General features: G+C 72.4%; 17 protein-coding genes. 10 read left to right on the top strand and 7 right to left on the bottom strand.

Translation table 11 applies throughout. The features are described 5' to 3' along the window. Positions 1-14 precede the first annotated feature (14 nt). The 4 genes from O7614_RS03010 to O7614_RS02995 all read left to right on the top strand — a co-directional run bounded on the left by O7614_RS03010 (position 15) and on the right by O7614_RS02995 (position 6,296). The gene (locus O7614_RS03010; RefSeq protein ID WP_278136964.1) at positions 15-1,568 is read left to right on the top strand and encodes a C40 family peptidase; all 1,554 of its coding nucleotides are present in this window, start codon (positions 15-17) and stop codon (positions 1,566-1,568) included. Positions 1,569-1,682: 114 nt separating this feature from the next. After that, positions 1,683-3,362, top strand: coding sequence for a hypothetical protein (locus O7614_RS03005; protein ID WP_278136963.1), 1,680 nt, complete (start codon positions 1,683-1,685; stop codon positions 3,360-3,362). Between the two features lie 197 nt (positions 3,363-3,559). Beyond that, positions 3,560-5,569: a DEAD/DEAH box helicase gene (locus O7614_RS03000; protein WP_278136962.1), complete on the top strand. Its 2,010-nt coding sequence runs from the start codon at positions 3,560-3,562 to the stop codon at positions 5,567-5,569. A gap of 106 nt (positions 5,570-5,675) precedes the next feature. Then, positions 5,676-6,296, top strand: a complete 621-nt coding sequence (locus O7614_RS02995; RefSeq protein WP_278142130.1) for a putative glycolipid-binding domain-containing protein — start codon at positions 5,676-5,678, stop codon at positions 6,294-6,296. A 63-nt stretch (positions 6,297-6,359) separates the two neighbouring features. Here the strand turns inward: O7614_RS02995 and O7614_RS02990 are convergent, their stop codons facing one another. Genes O7614_RS02990 through O7614_RS02980 form a run of 3 tightly spaced genes read right to left on the bottom strand, consistent with a single transcriptional unit; the run spans position 6,360 to position 8,823 of the window. Next, the gene (locus O7614_RS02990; RefSeq protein ID WP_278136961.1) at positions 6,360-7,451 is read right to left on the bottom strand and encodes a PLP-dependent cysteine synthase family protein; all 1,092 of its coding nucleotides are present in this window, start codon (positions 7,449-7,451) and stop codon (positions 6,360-6,362) included. Between the two features lie 32 nt (positions 7,452-7,483). Continuing rightward, positions 7,484-8,314 (bottom strand): SDR family NAD(P)-dependent oxidoreductase, encoded by an 831-nt coding sequence (locus O7614_RS02985; protein ID WP_278136960.1) that lies wholly within the window; start codon positions 8,312-8,314, stop codon positions 7,484-7,486. 50 nt (positions 8,315-8,364) lie between these two features. Then, the gene (locus O7614_RS02980; protein WP_088986799.1) at positions 8,365-8,823 is read right to left on the bottom strand and encodes an Lrp/AsnC family transcriptional regulator; all 459 of its coding nucleotides are present in this window, start codon (positions 8,821-8,823) and stop codon (positions 8,365-8,367) included. A 270-nt stretch (positions 8,824-9,093) separates the two neighbouring features. Between O7614_RS02980 and O7614_RS02975 the strand changes: the two genes are divergently transcribed. Beyond that, on the top strand, positions 9,094-9,360 hold the full coding sequence (locus O7614_RS02975; protein WP_007454516.1) for a BldC family transcriptional regulator: 267 nt from the start codon (positions 9,094-9,096) through the stop codon (positions 9,358-9,360). Between the two features lie 111 nt (positions 9,361-9,471). Here the strand turns inward: O7614_RS02975 and O7614_RS02970 are convergent, their stop codons facing one another. After that, positions 9,472-10,101 carry a UbiX family flavin prenyltransferase gene (locus O7614_RS02970; RefSeq protein ID WP_278136959.1) on the bottom strand — a complete coding sequence of 210 codons (630 nt, stop codon included), beginning with the start codon at positions 10,099-10,101 and terminating at the stop codon, positions 9,472-9,474. A 149-nt stretch (positions 10,102-10,250) separates the two neighbouring features. On the opposite strand from O7614_RS02970, the gene O7614_RS02965 reads away from it, so the two are divergent. Next, positions 10,251-11,258 (top strand): terpene synthase family protein, encoded by a 1,008-nt coding sequence (locus tag O7614_RS02965; protein ID WP_278136958.1) that lies wholly within the window; start codon positions 10,251-10,253, stop codon positions 11,256-11,258. 43 nt (positions 11,259-11,301) lie between these two features. Here O7614_RS02965 and mqnP read toward each other — a convergent pair whose 3' ends face one another. Together mqnP and O7614_RS02955 are read right to left on the bottom strand one after the other, a co-directional pair. Further along, positions 11,302-12,213, bottom strand: coding sequence for a menaquinone biosynthesis prenyltransferase MqnP (gene mqnP / locus O7614_RS02960; RefSeq protein WP_278136957.1), 912 nt, complete (start codon positions 12,211-12,213; stop codon positions 11,302-11,304). Beyond that, complete coding sequence (locus tag O7614_RS02955; RefSeq protein ID WP_278136956.1) at positions 12,213-13,673, bottom strand: menaquinone biosynthesis decarboxylase; 1,461 nt, start codon at positions 13,671-13,673, stop codon at positions 12,213-12,215. The genes mqnP and O7614_RS02955 overlap by 1 nt, the downstream gene beginning before the upstream one ends. A 223-nt stretch (positions 13,674-13,896) precedes the next feature. On the opposite strand from O7614_RS02955, the gene O7614_RS02950 reads away from it, so the two are divergent. Next, complete coding sequence (locus O7614_RS02950) at positions 13,897-14,649, top strand: alpha/beta hydrolase (RefSeq protein ID WP_278136955.1); 753 nt, start codon at positions 13,897-13,899, stop codon at positions 14,647-14,649. A gap of 16 nt (positions 14,650-14,665) precedes the next feature. Here the strand turns inward: O7614_RS02950 and O7614_RS02945 are convergent, their stop codons facing one another. Then, the gene (locus O7614_RS02945; RefSeq protein ID WP_278136954.1) at positions 14,666-15,220 is read right to left on the bottom strand and encodes a carboxymuconolactone decarboxylase family protein; all 555 of its coding nucleotides are present in this window, start codon (positions 15,218-15,220) and stop codon (positions 14,666-14,668) included. Between the two features lie 130 nt (positions 15,221-15,350). On the opposite strand from O7614_RS02945, the gene O7614_RS02940 reads away from it, so the two are divergent. The 3 genes from O7614_RS02940 to O7614_RS02930 all read left to right on the top strand — a co-directional run bounded on the left by O7614_RS02940 (position 15,351) and on the right by O7614_RS02930 (position 17,696). Then, positions 15,351-15,827 (top strand): MarR family transcriptional regulator, encoded by a 477-nt coding sequence (locus tag O7614_RS02940; RefSeq protein WP_278136953.1) that lies wholly within the window; start codon positions 15,351-15,353, stop codon positions 15,825-15,827. A gap of 155 nt (positions 15,828-15,982) precedes the next feature. Beyond that, entirely contained in the window at positions 15,983-16,195 is a 213-nt protein-coding gene (locus tag O7614_RS02935) for a hypothetical protein (RefSeq protein ID WP_278136952.1), read from the top strand. A gap of 139 nt (positions 16,196-16,334) precedes the next feature. Then, positions 16,335-17,696, top strand: a complete 1,362-nt coding sequence (locus O7614_RS02930) for a hypothetical protein (RefSeq protein WP_278136951.1) — start codon at positions 16,335-16,337, stop codon at positions 17,694-17,696. The last annotated feature ends 43 nt before the right edge of the window (positions 17,697-17,739 follow it).

Genomic DNA, 17,739 nt, shown 5'->3' with positions numbered 1-17,739 from the left:
GGACGGGGAGCAGCATGACCTACAGCGGGCCTGGTCGACGGCAGCGACGACGGAGCCCGGTGATCTCGCCGGTGCTGCGTCCGAAGCTCTGGGCCGCCCTGCTCGGCGCGATCGCCGCCGCTGTGCTGGCCACCCCCGCGTACGCCGAGCCTGGACTGCCCACGACGGTGCCGGACACCGGTGACCGACCGCCAGCGATCGGCGCGGTCCAACTGCCCGGCGGCCCACCCGTCGCCGGCGTCCCGGCACCGCCGGTGGGCACCATCGGCACCGGTCCGCTGGCCGCACAGATCTATGCCGGCGAAGCCCAGGTCGGCACACTCGGCGAAGCGCTCCTGAAGATCAAACAGAAGCAGTCCGACGCGAAAGCCCAGGTGGAATCCGCCGGCAAGGTGCTCGCGAGCGCGCAGGACGCCCTGCTCCGGGCCCAGCAGAAGGCCGACGTGGCCGCGGCCGACGCCGTCAAGGCAGCCGCCGCGCTGCCGCCCGGCGACGTCGCCCAGGACATCCGGGAGCTGAGCCGCCTCCAGCAGATCACCCGAGGCGAGAAGGTCGACGGCGGCACCACCGGCGTGGCCGGCGGGCTGTCCCGAGCCCGTGCCGGTGAGCAGCAGGCGTACCAGAAGCACACCGAAGCAAAGAACCTGCTCGCCGCCGCCGACGCGGAGTTCACCACGGGCGAGGCGGCGCTGCGCACCGCCGAGGCGAGCCTGCTCAAGTTGCGCCGCGACAACTCCGCCCAACTGATCGAGATCGAACGCCAGCAGGAGGCCGCCGAGCAGCAGTACGGCACCGGCTACGTCGCCAACCAGAGCATCAGCGGCATGGCCGCGCACCCACGGGCACTGGCTGCGGTCCGGTACGCGCTCGCCCAGCTCGGTGACCCCTACAAGTGGTCCGAGGAGGGGCCGGACCAGTTCGACTGCTCCGGTCTGATGTGGGCGGCGTACCGGTCTCGCGGCGCCGACTACTTCGACCTGCCCCGGGTCGCCCGCGACCAGTACGCCGCCACCCGGAGCCGGACAGTGCCGCAGAGCGCGCTACTCCCCGGCGACCTGCTCTTCTTCGCCTCCGGCAGCAGTTGGACGACGATCCACCACGTCGGCATGTACATCGGCAACGGCAAGATGGTGCAGGCACCCACCACCGGCGACGTCGTCAAGATCTCGGTCGTCCGCTGGACCCGGCTGTACGCGGCGACCCGGGTGATCGGCGCGGTGCCGGCACCGATCGTCTCCGTACCGACTCCGCCGGTCTCGACGCCCACCCCGACCCCGACGCCCACGAAGTCCGCGACCCCGACGCCGACGCCGACGAAGTCCGCCACCCCGACCCCGACGCCGACCGGCAGCGCGACGCCCACGCCGACGCCGACGCCCACGAAGTCCGCCACCCCGACGCCGACCCCGACGCCGACCAAGACCACCACCCCGAGCAGCACGCCGACCACGCTGCCCTCGGCGCCCACCAGCGCACCGAACAGCACGTCGCCGCCGACCACGCCGAAGGCAACCACGAGCGCGACGGGCGGCGGCAGCCCGTCGGGCAGCGCCAGCACCGCTGGTTGATCCGCCACGACCCGCTCCGGCTGTCCGCTCGGGGAGATCTGTGGCACGGTGACAACCAGGCACATCCGGCTCGACGTCACGGGTCCGGGTGCGAGCATGGCGCGGAGGGCGGAGATGGCCGAGCAGAGAGATCCGGCGGAGACTGTCGACCCCGTGGTCGACCGCGCCGACCCGCCAGGGCTCGGCACCGCCGACCCGGTGTCCGGCCCGCCGTCGTCCACCGACGCCGAACCAGTGGCCCCGCCCGCTGACCCGGTCAGCAGCGGCACAGCCCAGTCCGCGCCCGACGACACCGCGGTCCCGTTCCCCGACAGCGACTCCGCCGACACCGGTGTCGCCGCCGACACCGACGCTGCCCCCGCCGACACCGACGCTGCCCCCGTCGACACGGACGCTCCCGTTGCCGACGCCGACGCTCCCGCCGTGGCGGCCGGGCAGGCAACACCGGCCGTGGCCACTGCGCAGGCGACGCCCGCCGAAGCCGCCGGCCAGGCGACGCCGGCTGTGCCCGCCGGCCAGGCGACGCCGGCTGTGCCCGCCGGCCAGCCAACGCCGGTTGGTGCCCACCTGGGGCAGCCCGCCGCGCCGGTACGGGCTCGCGCCAGCGTCGCGACCGCCGGTGCCTCCCGCAGCGACCTGCCGGCCAGCGCTCCGGTCACCGCGACCACCTACCGCGCGACCGGCTCGGCCGACGTTCCGGTGCCCGGGCAGCGCAACGACTCGACCGCGCCGGCCCGGGCCAGCGCCACCGTTCCCAGCAGCAGCCGGGTCACAGCCGGTGCGATCGGCACGCCGGACACCCGAGGCAGCACGCCAACCGTCTACGGAGCCGGGCCGGTGAGTCCCGAGCCTCCGGAGCCGGCGCAACCGCCGCGGCCGGCCCAGCCGCCGGAGCCGTCGACTCCGGAGCCGGAGCCGGCACCCACGCCACCCGGGCCCGGGCCCACCCAGCCGGCACCACCCGAGCCGGAACCCGCGCCGACGCCGGGGCCGTACCCACCCGGCCCGATGCCGACGCCACCGCCGCGACCCACGCCACCGCCCGGCCCGGTCCCGCCCGTTCCGGGTCCACCCGTACCGCCGCCCTCGCCGGTGCCGCCCGTCCCGGGTCCGCCGGCGCCGCCCGTCCCGGGCCCGCCCGTTCCGCCACCCGCACCGCCGGTGCCCGCCCCACCAGGTCCGCCCGGCCCGATGCCCGCACCACCGTTCCCACCTCCGCCGGCCATGACCGACACGCCCGGCGTACGCGCCACCGCATCGGTCTCCGGGCCACCAGCAGGGTGGCCTGCCGCCGAGACGACCCGCTCGACGTCGGGCGGCGGGTGGACCGAGACGCCCGCCGCCGCGCCACCGGTGGTGCCCGCACCCGCGCTGCCGAGTTGGCCGCCGTCCAGCGTCGGCGCTCCCCCGTCGACGGGAAGCGGCACCGGCGACTCCCGGACCACCGGGCCGACCGACAGGCCGGCCGGCAGCTCCAGCCCGGGTACGGCCGGTGCTCGTGGTGGGCGGCGCGGCAGTGGCTCCGACCTGGCCGGCACCGTCTACGGCAGCGGTGAGGGGGCTGGTTTCACCACGATCGCGATGCCCACCAACGCGGTGGAGACCTCCGGCTCGCTGAGCGGGCACATCCTGGCCCAGGGCTGGGCGGACACCCCGGCCGAGCGCTCCCGCAACACACGGGCGGTGATCGTTCTGGTCGCCGCTCTGGGGCTGCTGGTCGCGATCAGCGTCATGATCGTCCTGCTCGCCGGGGACGCGCTGGACGGTCTCGTCGGCGGCGTGCTCAACGGGTGAGCCGCCGAGGGGACGCGATGGTGAGTCCGCCCACTACGGTCGGGCAACCGGCTGGCGGGTTCGCCGGACCGCCGTACACTGGCTTAGATCACTGACCCGGCGCGCGTGATGCGCGCCCCTGGGCGATCTTGCGGGCGATCCGGCGGCACAGCCGCGGCAGGCCATCGCGAAGATGCGCCCCGCTCGAAAGGTTTTTGTTGACCACCTCTGCTGACTCCAGCACCGTCACGTCCGTTTTCGACCCGACCCCGGCGGCCGACGCCGCCGAGGCCATCGACTTCGCCGCCCTCGGCCTCCCCGAGCCGTTGGTCCGCGCATTGGCGCGGCAGGGCATCACCACCCCGTTCGAGATCCAGCGGGCCACCGTTCCGGACGCCCTCGCCGGCCGGGACGTGCTGGGCCGTGGGCAGACCGGCTCAGGCAAGACGCTCGCGTTCGGTCTGCCACTGCTGGCCCGGGTCGCCGCCGCCAAGCCGGCCCGCCCGATGCGTCCGCGCGCCCTCGTCCTGGTCCCGACCAGGGAGTTGGCCATGCAGGTCAACGACGCTCTGTTGCCGCTGGGCAAGGCGCTCAACGTGTTCCTGAAGACCGCCGTCGGCGGTGTGCCGTACGACCGTCAGATCGACGCGCTGCGGCGCGGCGTGGAGATCATCGTGGCCACCCCCGGCCGGCTCGGCGATCTCATCGAGCGGGGCATCTGCCAGCTCGACGACGTCGAGGTCACCGTGCTCGACGAGGCGGACCAGATGGCCGACATGGGCTTCCTGCCCGAGGTGACCGAGTTGCTGGCGAAGACGCCCGCGAACGGTCAGCGGCTGCTCTTCTCGGCCACCCTGGACGGTGACGTCGACGCGTTGGTCAAGCGGTTCATGACCGACCCGGTGACCCACTCCACGGCGCCGTCCACCGCCTCGGTGTCCACCATGGACCACCACATGCTGTTGATCCCGCCGCACGAGAAGTTCCCGGTGGCGGCCTCGATCGCGGCTCGGGACGGCCGGACCATGGTCTTCGCCCGTACGCAGCTCGGGGTGGACCGGCTGGTCGAGCAGCTCGCCGCAGTCGGGGTCCGCGCCGGTGGGCTGCACGGCGGCAAGACCCAGCGGATGCGCACCAAGACCCTCGCGGAGTTCCGCGAAGGCCGGATGAACGTGCTGGTCGCCACGGACGTGGCGGCTCGGGGCATCCACGTCGACGGGGTCACCCTGGTGCTGCACGTCGACCCTCCGAAGGATCCCAAGGACTACCTGCACCGGGCCGGGCGCACCGCCCGGGCCGGCGAGTCGGGTGCTGTCGCCACGCTGGTGCTGCCGAAGCAGCGCCGCACCACCCTGGCGATGATGGAGAAGGCCGGCGTCGCGCCGGCCGAGACCCGGGTCCGGGTCGGCGACCAGGCTCTGGTCGAGCTGGTCGGCGCCCGGGAGCCCAGCGGTGTCCCGGTTCGCGTGGAGGCGGAGCCGCGCGGCTACGGCGACCGCTCCGGCGGCTCGCGTCGGTTCGACGACCGATCCGGCGGCCCGCGCCGCTTCGGCGACCGCACGGGCGGGGAGCGGCGCTACGGCGACCGGCCGACCGGTGAGCGCCGCTACGGCGACCGACCTCAGGGCGACCGCCAGTACGGCGACCGCCCCCAGGGTGAGCGTCGCTACGGCGACCGCCCGGCCGGCGAGCGGCGTTTCAGCGACCGCCCCCAGGGCGACCGCCAGTACGGCGACCGCTCCCAGGGCGACCGTCGATACGGCGACCGCCAGCACAGCGACCGCCCCCAGGGCGACCGCCAGCACAGCGACCGCCCGCAGGGCGAGCGACGTTACGGCGACCGGCCCACCGGCGACCGAGGTTTCGGCGAGCGGCGTTACGCCGATCGGGACACCCGGGGCTACGGCGACCGCCCGCAGGGCGAGCGCCGGTTCGGTGACCGCCCGCAGTTCGGCGACCGGGACGGCCGGCCGGCCGGCGAGCGGCGCTTCGGTGACCGGGACGGTCGGGGCGACCGGCCGACTGGTGAGCGGCGCTTCGGCGACCGGGACGGTCGGGGCGACCGGCCGACTGGTGAGCGGCGCTTCGGCGACCGCGACACTCGGGGTGGTTTCCGCCCGGAGAGCCGTGGCCGGGACGACCGTCCGCGCGACGACCGTCCCCGTGAGGACCGTCCGCGCGACGACCGGCGCGGTTTCGGCGGACGACCGCCCGCGCGTACCCACTGATCCATTGATCCACTGAACGCCGTCGCGGAGCACCTGCTCCGCGGCGGCGTTCGCGCATGCCGTGCCGACATGGGTCGGGTCGCGTAACGTCCGGCTCATGCCGACCATGCCGCAGTCAATCTTCTGGTCCCGGACCGACACCGCCGGCAGCGAGCAGGTTCTCCTCGACGACAGCCGCGGGTTGACGGCCCGGGGCACCCTGCTCGCGGTGGACCCGATCCCCTGGACCGCCCGCTACCAGCTGACCACCGCGCCGGACTGGTCCACCGCCCGGGTCGAGGTCGAGGCCGAAGGGCTGGGCTGGATGCGCAGGGTGACCCTGGAGCGGGCGGTGGACCGATGGCGGGTGACCACCGCCGAGCAGGGCGACCTGGACCGGGCCCTGGTCACGGCGGGTCATCCTCGGGCCGGCCTGCCGGGCACCGATGACCCGGACCGGCTGGCCGACGCGCTCGACGTCGACCTGAGCGGTTCGCCGCTGTTCAACACCCTGCCGGTCCACCGGCTCAGGCTGGCCGCCGAGCCGGCCGACGTGGCACACCGGATCACCGTCGCGTGGGTGCTGCTGCCCGGTCTGGAGGTGGTGGCGGCCGAGCAGATCTACACCGGGCTCGGGCCGGGTCGAGTGCGCTTCGCCAGCGGCACCTTCACCGCCGACATCGATCTGGACGACAGCGGCTACGTGGTGCGCTACCCCGGGCTGGCGGAGCGGATCGACCCCCGCTGACCGGTTCAGGCTGGCCAGACCCCGCTGACCGGCGCTCGGACGGGCCAGACCCCGCTGACCGGTTCAGGCTGGCCAGACCCCGCTGGTCAGGAAGCGGTCGATCGTGGCCAGGTGCGGGGTCAGGTCGAGACCCTGGGCGGCCACCCAGTCGTCGGCGTAGTACGTGTCGGCATACCGGTCGCCCGGATCGCAGATCAGGGTGACCACCGAGCCGGTGCGGCCCTCGGCGAGCATCGCGGCGATCAGGCCGAACGCGCCCCACAGGTTGGTGCCGGTGGACCCGCCCACCCTGCGGCCGAGCAGCGCCGACCCGGCGCGCATGGCGGCCAGTGACGCCGCGTCCGGCACCTGGACCATCCGGTCCACCACAGAGGGCAGGAACGACGCCTCCACGGTGGGCCGGCCGATCCCCTCGATCCGGGAGCCCTTCCCGGTCCGCACCGACCAGTCGGCGGCCAGCCAGGCCGGGTAGAACGCCGAGTTCTCCGGGTCGACCACACAGAGTTTGGTGGCGAGGCGGCGGTACCGGGCGTACCTGCCGATCGTCGCGCTGGTGCCGCCGGTGCCGGCACCCACCACGACCCAGGCGGGAATAGGGTGCCGTTCCAGTTCGAGCTGGGCGTAGATCGACTCGGCGATGTTGTTGTTCCCCCGCCAGTCGGTCGCCCGCTCGGCGTAGGTGAACTGGTCCATGAAGTGCCCAGCGGAGTCCTCGGCCAGCCACCGGGCCTCGACCACCACGCTGGCGGGGTCGTCCACCAGGTGACACCGCCCACCCTGGAACTCGATCTGCGCGACCTTCTCGGGCGAGGTGGAGGCCGGCATCACCGCGATGAAGGGCAGCCCGAGCATCCGGGCGAAGTACGCCTCGGAGACCGCCGTCGAGCCCGAGGACGCCTCGACGATCGTGGTGCGCGGTCCGATCCAGCCGTTGCAGAGCCCGTAGAGGAACAGCGAGCGGGCCAGCCGGTGCTTCAGCGAGCCGGTGGGATGCGACGACTCGTCCTTGAGGTAGAGGTCGATCCCCCAGGACCGGGGCAACGGGAAGGGCAGCAGGTGGGTGTCGGCCGAGCGGTTCGCGTCCGCCTCGACGGCGGCGATCGCCTCCGTCACCCAGGCTCGGCTGGCCTCGTCACACCGGTCGAGATGAGTCACGCCGGAAACCTAGCAAGCAGGCCCGGGGGTGGTCAGCGGCGGTCCGGCGGCATGCTCCGGCGGTGTTGGCGGCGCTGACCGGCGCGGCCGACGGCCTGGACCAGCGGGGTCAGCGCGAGGGCCAGCCGGGGCAGGGCGTCCAGCAGGCGCACCTGCGCACCCCGCCAGCGAGGCAGACTGACCACCGGGCGTGGTCGGTGGGCCAACCGGACCGCCCGGGCGGCGACCCGCTGCGCGGTCAACATCGACCCGGTGAACGAGGCCACCGCGGTGGGGTCGTCGAGCCGGTCGTGCAGCATCGGGGTCCAGATGCCGTCCGGGCAGAGGCAGGAGACGTGCACCCGGCGGTAGCCGGCGATCCGCAGATCCGACAGCGTGCCGAGGCTGAACGCCAGCAGGGCGTGCTTGCTGGCCGCGTACACCGTCTCGCCGGGCGCGGCGATCAGCCCGGCCAGCGAGACGACGTTGAGCACGTGGCCGTGGCCCTGCCCACGCATCACGGCCAGCGCGGCGAGGGTGCCGTTCATGGCACCGAGGGCGTTGACGTCGAACATCCGGCGGCGGGTCGGCCCGTCGTGCTCCCAGGACGGCCCGGTGGTCAGGACGCCGGCGTTGTTGACCCAGAGGGCGAGATCGCCCCGGGCGGCCGCGCTCGCGGCGACGGCGGCGCAGGCACCCTCGTCCCGGACGTCGAGGGCCGCCGACCAACCGCCGAGGGGCGCTGCGGCGGCGGCCACCGCTGTCGGGTCGAGGTCGGTGGACAGCACCGACCAGCCGTCGGCGTGCAGCGCGCTGGCAATGGCGTGACCGAGCCCTCCGGCAGCGCCGGTCACCACGGCCACGCGACGTCCCGGCGGGGTCATCGGCGCACGCTACCGCCGGCCGACCGGGCGACACCAGGGGTACGCGTCGGTCAGGTCGCGGGCGGGCCGACCGGCTGCGGGCGGTTCTCCCACTTGGTGGAGAGCGCGATGGCGGTGCGGGTGGAGGCCACCCCGGGGGTCCGGTTCAAGCGCACGATCAACTGCTCCAGCTCGGCGATCGTTCCGACCCGGGCCTTGAGCAGGAACGACTCCACGCCGGCCATGAAGTAGCAGGACTCGATCTCGGGCAGCACCCGCAGCGACTCGAGCATGTCGTCGGTGTCGGCACCGGAGTCCTCGACGATGCCGATCAGCGCCGTGACACCCAGCCCGATCGACTCCGGGGCCACGTCCGCGCGGTAGCCCCGAACGACGCCGCTGCTCTCCAACTTGCCGACCCGCTCGTGCACGGCCGGGGCCGACAGGCCCACCTGTCGGGCCAGCTCGGCGTACGAGAGGCGAGCGTTGCCGCGCAGCAGGTCGACGAGGTTCAGGTCGATGGCGTCCACAGAGAGTGACCCTAACCGTTGAGGCATAACGTGGCGGCTTCGGCATCCGTTGGACTGAGTGGTGAGTCACTGTTGGCAATCCGCCGGTCACGGCGGAGGTAGCACAAGTACCATTACTAACTCCTCACTCAGTGCATTTTTCGCGTTTGGGCGGACAGGTCATGTCCCCGGTGCTGTAATTGCCATACGTCCCTCATGACGGCTCTGGGCTACGCACCAGCCGGGGGCAGTGTGTTCAGCCGGGGGCTTCGTCGACGCGAGGAGGGGGCTGTGGACACTGGAGATCGCCTGCTGACACCGGGTGAGGTCGCCGCGCTGTTTCGGGTAGACCCGAAAACTGTGACGAGATGGGCGGCGGCCGGCCGGATAGGAAGCATCCGGACTCCAGGCGGGCATCGCCGGTTTCGGGAATCCGAGGTGCGGGCCCTGCTTGAGGGGGAGGGCATGCTGGACGAGGTGGACGAGGTCGGAAAACCACGCAATGTGGGGCCGGCCGCATCCACGGGGCCGGGTCCGGCCAACGCCGGCATGTACTGAACTGGTGCGGACATCGCTACGCGGACCGGACTTCGGCCCGGTCCGCGTCCCGCTTCGGCCGACGGCCGGGTGGCGACGCGGCGCGGTGCCGGTGCCTGCCGGGTGGTCGGCTCAGCTCCGAGCCGTGCCGAGCTGGCCGGACCAACGCCGGAACAGGGTGTGTGGGACGCCGAGCGCGTCGAGCACCTTGCCGGCCACGAAATCCACCAACTGCTGGGCGCTGGCGCTCGCGCCGGCGCCGTAGAAGCCGGGGCTGGCGGGCAGCACCACAGCGCCGGCGTCGTGCAGCGCGATCAGGTGCTCCAGATGACTGCGGGTCACCGGCGTCTCCCGGGGGACCACCACCACCGGGCGGCGCTCCTTGAGGTTGACCTCCGCGGCGCGCTGCAACAGGTCCTTGGAGAGCCCGATGGCGATGCCGGCGCAGGCCGCCGTGCTGGCCGGGACCACTGCCATCCCACGTACCCGGTAGGAGCCGCTGCTCGGCCCGGCGGCCAGGTCACCGGCCGGCCAGTGCCGCACGTCCGCCCCGGTCAGGTCCCGGTCGAGCCAGACGGCGAGATCCTCGGCCCAGTGCGCGTCGCGGAACGGTCGGCCGGTCTCGTCGAGCACGGTGAGTCGTGCCGCACGGGACACGATCAGGTCCACCGGCTCGCCCGCGTCGAGCAGTCCTGCGATGACAGCCGCCGCGTACGGCGTACCAGATGCTCCGGAGACCCCGACCACCCATGGTTCCCGCATGCCCCCAGCCTGCCTGGTGCGGCTGGTCCGATGGTGGGCACCCCCGGGATACGCCGCTGCGACCCTCCCGGCGGGCAGGTGGGCACTGCGTCGACCTGGCATGCTCCGGTGGGGATTCGCATCGGAACGATCTCGCACAGGAGGCATCGGTGAGGACCGGCGAGGCCCTTCAGGCGTTGCGTGCCGAATGTCCGGTCCAGGCCCGGCTCTCACCGCACGCCGACCGCGTGCAGGAGTGGCTGCTCGGCCTGCTGCCCGACCTCGGCCTCGCACTGGACGACGCCGCGCTGCACCGGCTGACCCGGGGAGCGTTCGCCCGGTACGCCGGAAGGCTGTACCCGGACGCCAGCGAAGCCGACCTTCGGGTGCTGACCGTGCTGTTCACCTGGTTCTTCCTGGTCGACGACGCCTGTGACGGGCCGGATCGGCTCACCTCCGAGCAGATCCGGGGCCTCCGCAACGGCACGCTGACCCTGCTGAGCGACGGTCCCCGTCGTCGTCAGGCCGGGCTCAGCGGTCCGCTCCGACGGCTGCTGGTGCTGGCCTGGCGGGAGCCGCGCCGCCGGATGCCGGCCCGGTGGCGGTCGCGTTTCGCCGACGCGGTGGCCCGGCACCTCGACGGCACCTGGCAGGAGGCGGTCAACAAGGAGGCCGGCCGCCGGCCCGGCGTCGACGAGTACGTGGAGCTGCGGCGGGCGACCTCGGCGGCGGAGGTGTCGTACGCGCTGGTGGAGTTCGCGGGCGAGCGTCCGTTGCCCGACCCCGTCTATCACCATCCGCTGCTGCGTCAGATCGCCGATATCGGCAACGACCTGCTCTCCTGGTACAACGACCTGGCCTCGTTGGAGAGGGACCGGGCGACCGCGGGCGGGCACAACCTGGTCCTGGCCATCGAGGCCGAACTGGCGGTGCCGTCGGCGAAGGCGGTCGATCTGGCTGTGGAGCGCTGGCGGGAGTCGATGCGGCAGTTCGTCGCGCTGCGGGCGGCGGTGCCGTCGTTCGGCCCGACCCTGGACCGGGCGGTCAGCGACCACCTCGACGTGGTCGCGTACGCCGTCCGGGGCACCATCGACTGGACCCTGGAGAGCGCCCGCTACCCCATCAGCAAGGAAGGGCCCCTTGCTAACGCCTCGGGTATAGGAAGGGGCCCTTCCTAACGGTCAGGCGGCGGGGCTGCGGGGCGGCGGCGCAGTCAGCCGGTCAGGGCCGTAGGCCCAGCCGGATCACCAGGTCGAGCAGCGCGAAGACGAACAACGCGATGCCGACGAACCCGTTGGCCGTGAAGAACGCGCGGTTGACCTTGCTCAGGTCGGTCGGGGTGACGACGAGGTGCTGATAGCCGAACGCGACAGCGGTGAACGCCAGCCCGATCCACCAGAGCCAGCCGAGGCCGATCAGCGCGCCGAACCAGACGAACAGCAAGAAGGTCACCACGTGCGCGACAGTGGAGGCGTGCAGCGCGAAGCGGCGGCCGTAGCGGGCGGGCACGCTGTGCACGCCGATCTCCTGGTCGATCTCGGAGTCCTGGCAGGCGTAGATCAGGTCGAAGCCGCCGATCCAGAGCCCGACCGCCACGCCGAGCACCCAGGCCGGACCGGAGCCGTCCAGGGTGCCGGTGACCGCCAGCCAGGCGCCGACCGGGCCGACCGCCTGGGCGATCGCCAGGATGGCGTGCGGCCAGTTGGTGAACCGCTTGCCGTAGGGGTAGACGACCAGCGGCACCACCGCGAGCGGCGCGAGCACCAGGCAGAGCGGGTTGAGCAGGGCGGCGGCGGCGAGGAAGACCACCAGAGCGACGGCCGCGCCGGTCCAGGCCGTCCGCACGCTCACCGCTCCGGTGACCAGTTCCCGTCCGGCGGTACGCGGGTTCCGCGCGTCGATCCGGCGGTCGAGGATCCGGTTGGCGGCCATCGCGAACGTCCGTGCCCCGACCATCGCCACGGTGATCAGCAGCAGGTCCCACCAGCGCACCCGCCCGCCGTTGACCTGCATGGCGCTCAGCGCCGACAGGTACGCGAAGGGCAGCGCGAACACCGAGTGCTCGATCGCGACGAGCTTGAGGAAGGACTTGACCCGGCCCGGCTTCTCGGCCGGAGCGTCGAGGACGGCCATCAGATCCCGTACTCCTTCCAGCGCTTGTCGACCAGGGCCGAGACTTCCGGGCTCATGCTCATCTCCTCCGGCCAACCGCGGGTGTAGCCCTCGGTCGGGAGTTTGCGGGTCGCGTCGACGCCCGCCTTGCCGCCCCAGAATTGCTGGTACGACGAGTGGTCGAGGTGGTCCACCGGCCCCTCGGTGAGCAGCAGGTCGCGCGCGTAGTCGACGTTGCCGAAGGCGCGGAAGGCGACCTCGTTGTAGTCGTGCACGTCGCAGTCCTCGTCGACGATCACGATGAGCTTGGTCAGCGACATCAGGTGCGCGCCCCAGATCGCGTTCATCACCTTCTGCGCGTGCTTCGGGTAGCGCTTGCGGATCGACACGATCGCGCAGTTGTGGAAGACCCCGGCGGCCGGCAGGTCGTAGTCGACGATGTCCGGGATCATGAGCTTGAGTAGCGGCTGGAAGATCCGTTCGGTGGCCTTGCCGAGACCGTGGTCCTCCTGCGGCGGCTTGGAGGTGACGATCGAGTGGTAGACCGGCTTGCGCTGCATCGTCATCGCCTCGACGTGCAGCACGGGGAACGGCTCGACCGGGGTGTAGAAGCCGGTGTGGTCGCCGAACGGCCCCTCGGGCAGCCGCTCACCCGGCTCCAGGTAGCCCTCCAGCACGATCTGCGCGTGCGCCGGCACCTGCAGCGGCACGGTGAGGCAGTCCACCATCTCCACCCGCTCGCCGCGCAGGAACCCCGCGAACAGGTACTCGTCGATGTCGCCGGGCAGCGGCGCGCTGGCCGCGTACGAGACGACCGGGTCGCAACCGATCGCGATCGCGACCGGCAGGCGCTGTCCGAGCCGCTCGGCGACCGCGTGGTGGGCGGTCGAGTCCTTGTGGATCTGCCAGTGCATGCCGAGGGTGTTGCGGCCGTGCTGCTGGAGGCGGTACAGGCCGAGGTTGCGCTTGCCGGTCTCCGGGTGCTTGGTGTGGGTCAGCCCGTAGTTGTGGAAGATCCCGCCGTCGCCGGGCCAGACCTGCAACCCCGGCAGCCGGTTCAGGTCGACGTCCTCACCCCGGTAGACGACCTCCTGGCAGGGCGCGGTCTTCACCTTGCGCGGTGGCACCGACTTGAGCTGCATGACCTTGCCGAGGCCCTCCCGGATGCCCGACCAGCCGACCGGCAGCTCCGGCTTGATCAACGCGCCGATCCGGGCGCCGATCTCGTCCAGCGAGTCGACACCGAGGGCCATCGCCATCCGCTTCTCGGTGCCGAACAGGTTGATCGCCAGCGGCATCTCACCCCGGGTCGGGCGCTCGAAGAGCAACGCCGGCCCGCCGGCCCGCACCGTGCGGGTGACCACCTCGCTGATCTCCAGGGTGGGGTCGACCGGGACGTCGACCCGGCGCAACTCCCCCGCGCGCTCCAGCGCCGCGAGAAAGTCCTTGAGATCGGTGTACGGGAAGCCACGAGCCGCCATACCGCCCAGTCTCCCGCACCGGGTGCCGCGCGGCCCAAGCCGGGTGCTGTGACGCTCGCGATCACCCCCCCGAGACCGGCGGGCGGCGGACGGGGGCGGCTGTGGATGGGGATCGGGTTCCGGCGGGGTTCACCGAGCAACGGGCACGGGTTGGCCAGATCACCATGAACTACGTCCGGGGCGGCAGCGGCCCGCCGTTGATGCTGCTGCACGGGTATCCGCAGTGCTGGTACATCTGGCGGCACCTGCTGCCCGAGTTGGCGCGCTCCTTCGACGTGGTCGCGCCGACCTGCGCGGCTTCGGGGGCAGCGATGCCCCGGACGGCGGATACGACAAGAAGACCGCCGCCGCCGACCTGCACGGACTGCTCGACCAGCTCGGCCTGGTCGGCGGCCTCCGGCTGGTCGGGCACGACCTGGGGACCATGGTGGCGTACGCGTACGCCGCCGCCCATCCGCAGCGGGTGAGTCGGCTGGTGCTCACCGAGGCGCCGATCCCGGACGAGAGCATCTACACGTTCCCCGCGGTCACCTCGGCCGGGCCCGGGGTGTGGAACTTCGGCTACTTCTACCTCGGCAACGGGCTTCCGGAGGCAATGGTCAGCGGGCGGGAGTCGCTCTGGGTGGATCGGTTCACCGACGCCCTGATGGTGCGCAAGGGCAGCATCGCCACACCCGACATCGAGGAGTTCGCCAGCCACCTGCGCGACCCGGCGCATCTGCGGGCCAGCTTCGCGTACTTCCGAGCGTTCGAGCAGGACATCGCGGACAACACGGCGTACCGGGATACGAAGCTGGCCATGCCGGTGCTTGCCGTCGGCGCGGCGGCCAGCCTCGGTGAGCAGGTCACCGAGCCGGTTCGCCGGTACGCCGACACGGTCCGCGGCGAGGTGATCGAGGACTGCTGGCACTGGCTGTACGAGGAGCGCCCGGACGAGATGCTCGCCCTGCTGCGGGACTTCCTGGGGGCGGCCTGAACAGCGGCGTCTCCGGTCAGGTTGTCGGCGCCCAGGCGTGAGCGGCCAGCGGCGGGTCGAGCGGCGCTCGGGTGAGCCGGTTGGCGAAGGTGGACATGGTGTACGCGCCGACGCCGAGCACCACGTCCAGCGCGTGTCGGGGCAGGTAACCGGCGGAGAGGAAGTCGTCCAGTTCGTCGTCGGGCACCGCGCCCCGGTGGTCGAGCACCGCCAGCGTGAACCGGCGCAGTGCCTCGTGCCGCGGTTCGGGCAGAGGCGAGCCGGTGCGCAGCGCGGTGATCAGCTCGGCGCTCGCACCGAGCCGGGTGAGCTTGTCGGTGTGCAGGGCGACGCAGAAGTGGCACTCGTGGGTGGTGGAGACGGCCAGGACGACCACCTCCCGTTCCAGGGGAGAGAGGTCGGTCTGCTCGAAACCCGCACTGGCGGCGAGGAAGCCGGCGAGCAACTGCGGCGACCCGGCCATCAGCGCCACCGGGGTGGGCAGCCAGCCGAACCGGGTCTGCACACCCTCGATCGCCCGACGGGCGGCGACGGGTGCGGTTTCTCCTGTGTGCTCAGTGAAGGCGGACACGGTTCACCTGCTTTCGATTGATCGGCCGAGAGGGCCCGGAGGGTGCGGGGCACGGGGTGCGACAGGGGCGTCGCCGCAGCCCGTAAGATAGTCAACGTGGTTGACGAAATAGTAAACGTGGTTGTCGAACATGGCAACCACTGAACCCGCACGGCCCGGCTTCCAGTTGCCGCTCCTGCTGCTGGCCGGGTTTCGGACGCTCATCGACGACCTGCACGCCGAGCTGGGCCGGGAGGGGCATCCGGAGCTACGGCCGCTGCACGGGTTCGTGCTCCAAGCCGTCGGATTGGACGGCACCACCGCCACCGAGCTGGGGCAGCGCCTCGGCATCTCGAAGCAGGCTGCCGGCAAGACCGTCGACCGGCTGGTCGAGGTCGGATACCTGGAGCGGGTCGACGACCCCCGCGACGCCCGCCGCCGACTGGTTCGGGTCACGCCGCGCGGCGCCGACGGGTTACGCCGTTCGGCCGAGATCTTCGATCGGCTGCGTCGCCAGTGGACCGAACGCCTCGGCGAGGAACGGGTCGATGCCATCGAGGACGACCTGCGCACGGTGGCCGCCGCCAACTGGTTCCGCCTGGACATGCCGGGCTGGTTCGGCGGCTGACCAGCCACTGGACATGCCAGGCTGGGGTGGCGGGCGACCGACCAAGCGCGATCAGCGACCAGGCACGATCCACGGCGAACGCGATCCACATCCAAGGCACGGAGACTTCTCACCCGTTCTGGCGTGACGGCGTGTCTCGGACGCAGGCTGGTGGAATGTCGGATGCCTATGTCGTCGGCGACCCGGACGGGATGTCGCCCTTGCTGGTCGCGGTACGCGACGCTGTCGCCCGAGAGCTGCACGCACAGCTCGCGCTACGCGGTGAGCGGATCGAGTTGGCGGATGTGCCCGAAGTGTCGTACCAGGTCACCGTGCAGATCGAACGGACGCTGAGCGCGTGGCGGCCGGGGCTGCAGTCACCGAAATAGGTCCGCTCGCGCGGCGATCACTGAGCGATCGGCCCATCGAGAACTGTCACAGGTGATCTCTAGGATCTGGGGTGCCGGTCGGGCCGGGAGCGATGGCTCCGGCTTCTTCCGATCGGCTCATACCTCACCAAGGAGATCGATGAGATCTGTGCACGTTACCCGTGGCAGGCTCCTTCGCGGCCTGACCGCGCTGGTCGTGGGCACCGCGACGGTGGGCGTGGCGGCCGGTCCGGCCGTGGCGCAGGACGACCCGGGCTGGGTCAGCGCCTGGCTGGACGACGTGACGGTCGGCGGCCCGGGCGCTCCCGGCCGTACGGTTCCGCTGACCCTGACCAGCACCGGCGCCACCCAGCCCCGGGTGACAGTCGACCTGACCGGCCTGGCCGGCGTGGCCACCGCCGTCTTCCCGGCTTTCTGTGTCACCGAGGGCAGCGCGGTCAGCTGTCCGATGCCGTCGACGGCCGTCGACGAGTTCGGCACGCTCACCGGCACCGTGCCGGTGGTGTTCCGGGCCGCGCCCGGTGCCACCGACGGTGCGACCGGCACCCTCGCCTACACGGCGCTCGGCGAGCAGACCGAGCCGGCCACCCAGCAGGCGACGATCACCGTGCGGTCCGGGCCCGACCTGCGCGACCTGGTCGACGAGTACGTCTCCGGCGTCGCCGTCGGGGACACCGTGCCCGTGCCGGTGGCCGTGGTCAACGCCGGTGACCAGCCGGTCGTGGACCTCCGGCTCACCATGAGCTTCTCGGTCGGTCTGGTTCCGGCCAGCTACCGCAACTGCCGGTACGGCACCAACCAGTCGCTCGCCACGGTGATGGTCTGCACGGTGCGGGGCACGTTCGCCCCCGGCCAGCGGCACGAGCTGCGGCAGAAGCTGACCACCACTGTCGGCCCGGCCACCCTCGGCAGCAAGCGGATCACCCAGTTCGTGGAGCCGCTGGCCAGCGCCGGGCCGCTGCCGAACGGGGTGAAGCTCAAGCCCCGCGAGGCTGGGCAGGGGCTACGGCTGCGGCCGGTGGGCAAGCCGCTCGACGTGATTCCGGCCGGGGTGACCGGCGCCGGGGGTCAGACCTACCTGCGTTCGGTGCAGGGGGCCTTCGACGTGGTCGCCCAGGGCGCGACAGTCACCGGAGCCGTCGGTGACACCGTGCGGGTCACTGTGGGCCTGCGCAACGCGGGCCCCGGTGTCCCGGACGCCACCATCTCCGGTGACGGCGTGGGTGGCTTCCTCTTCGTACCGCCGGCCGGCACCACAGTGCTGGGCAACCCGTCGGGCTGCTGGCTCAGCGGAGACGAGGAGACCGCCGGAGACGCCCCGACGACCTGGTACTGCACCGGGCCCGGGGCCGTCTTCCCGGCCGGGACGAGCCACACCGTCGCGTTCGATCTGCGCATCGACAGCCTCTCCGGTCTGCCCGGCGAGGTCCAGCCGTCGCAGCGTTACCCGCGGGTGGACGACAACCCGGGCAACGACGTCGCCGCGGTGACCGTGGGCTGACCACAGCTGGCACGACGACGCGGGCCGGTCACCGACGAATCGG

The organism is Micromonospora sp. WMMD961, assembly GCF_029626145.1.
Taxonomy (GTDB): domain Bacteria; phylum Actinomycetota; class Actinomycetes; order Mycobacteriales; family Micromonosporaceae; genus Micromonospora.
This window is presented reverse-complemented; position numbering and strand designations above follow the sequence as displayed.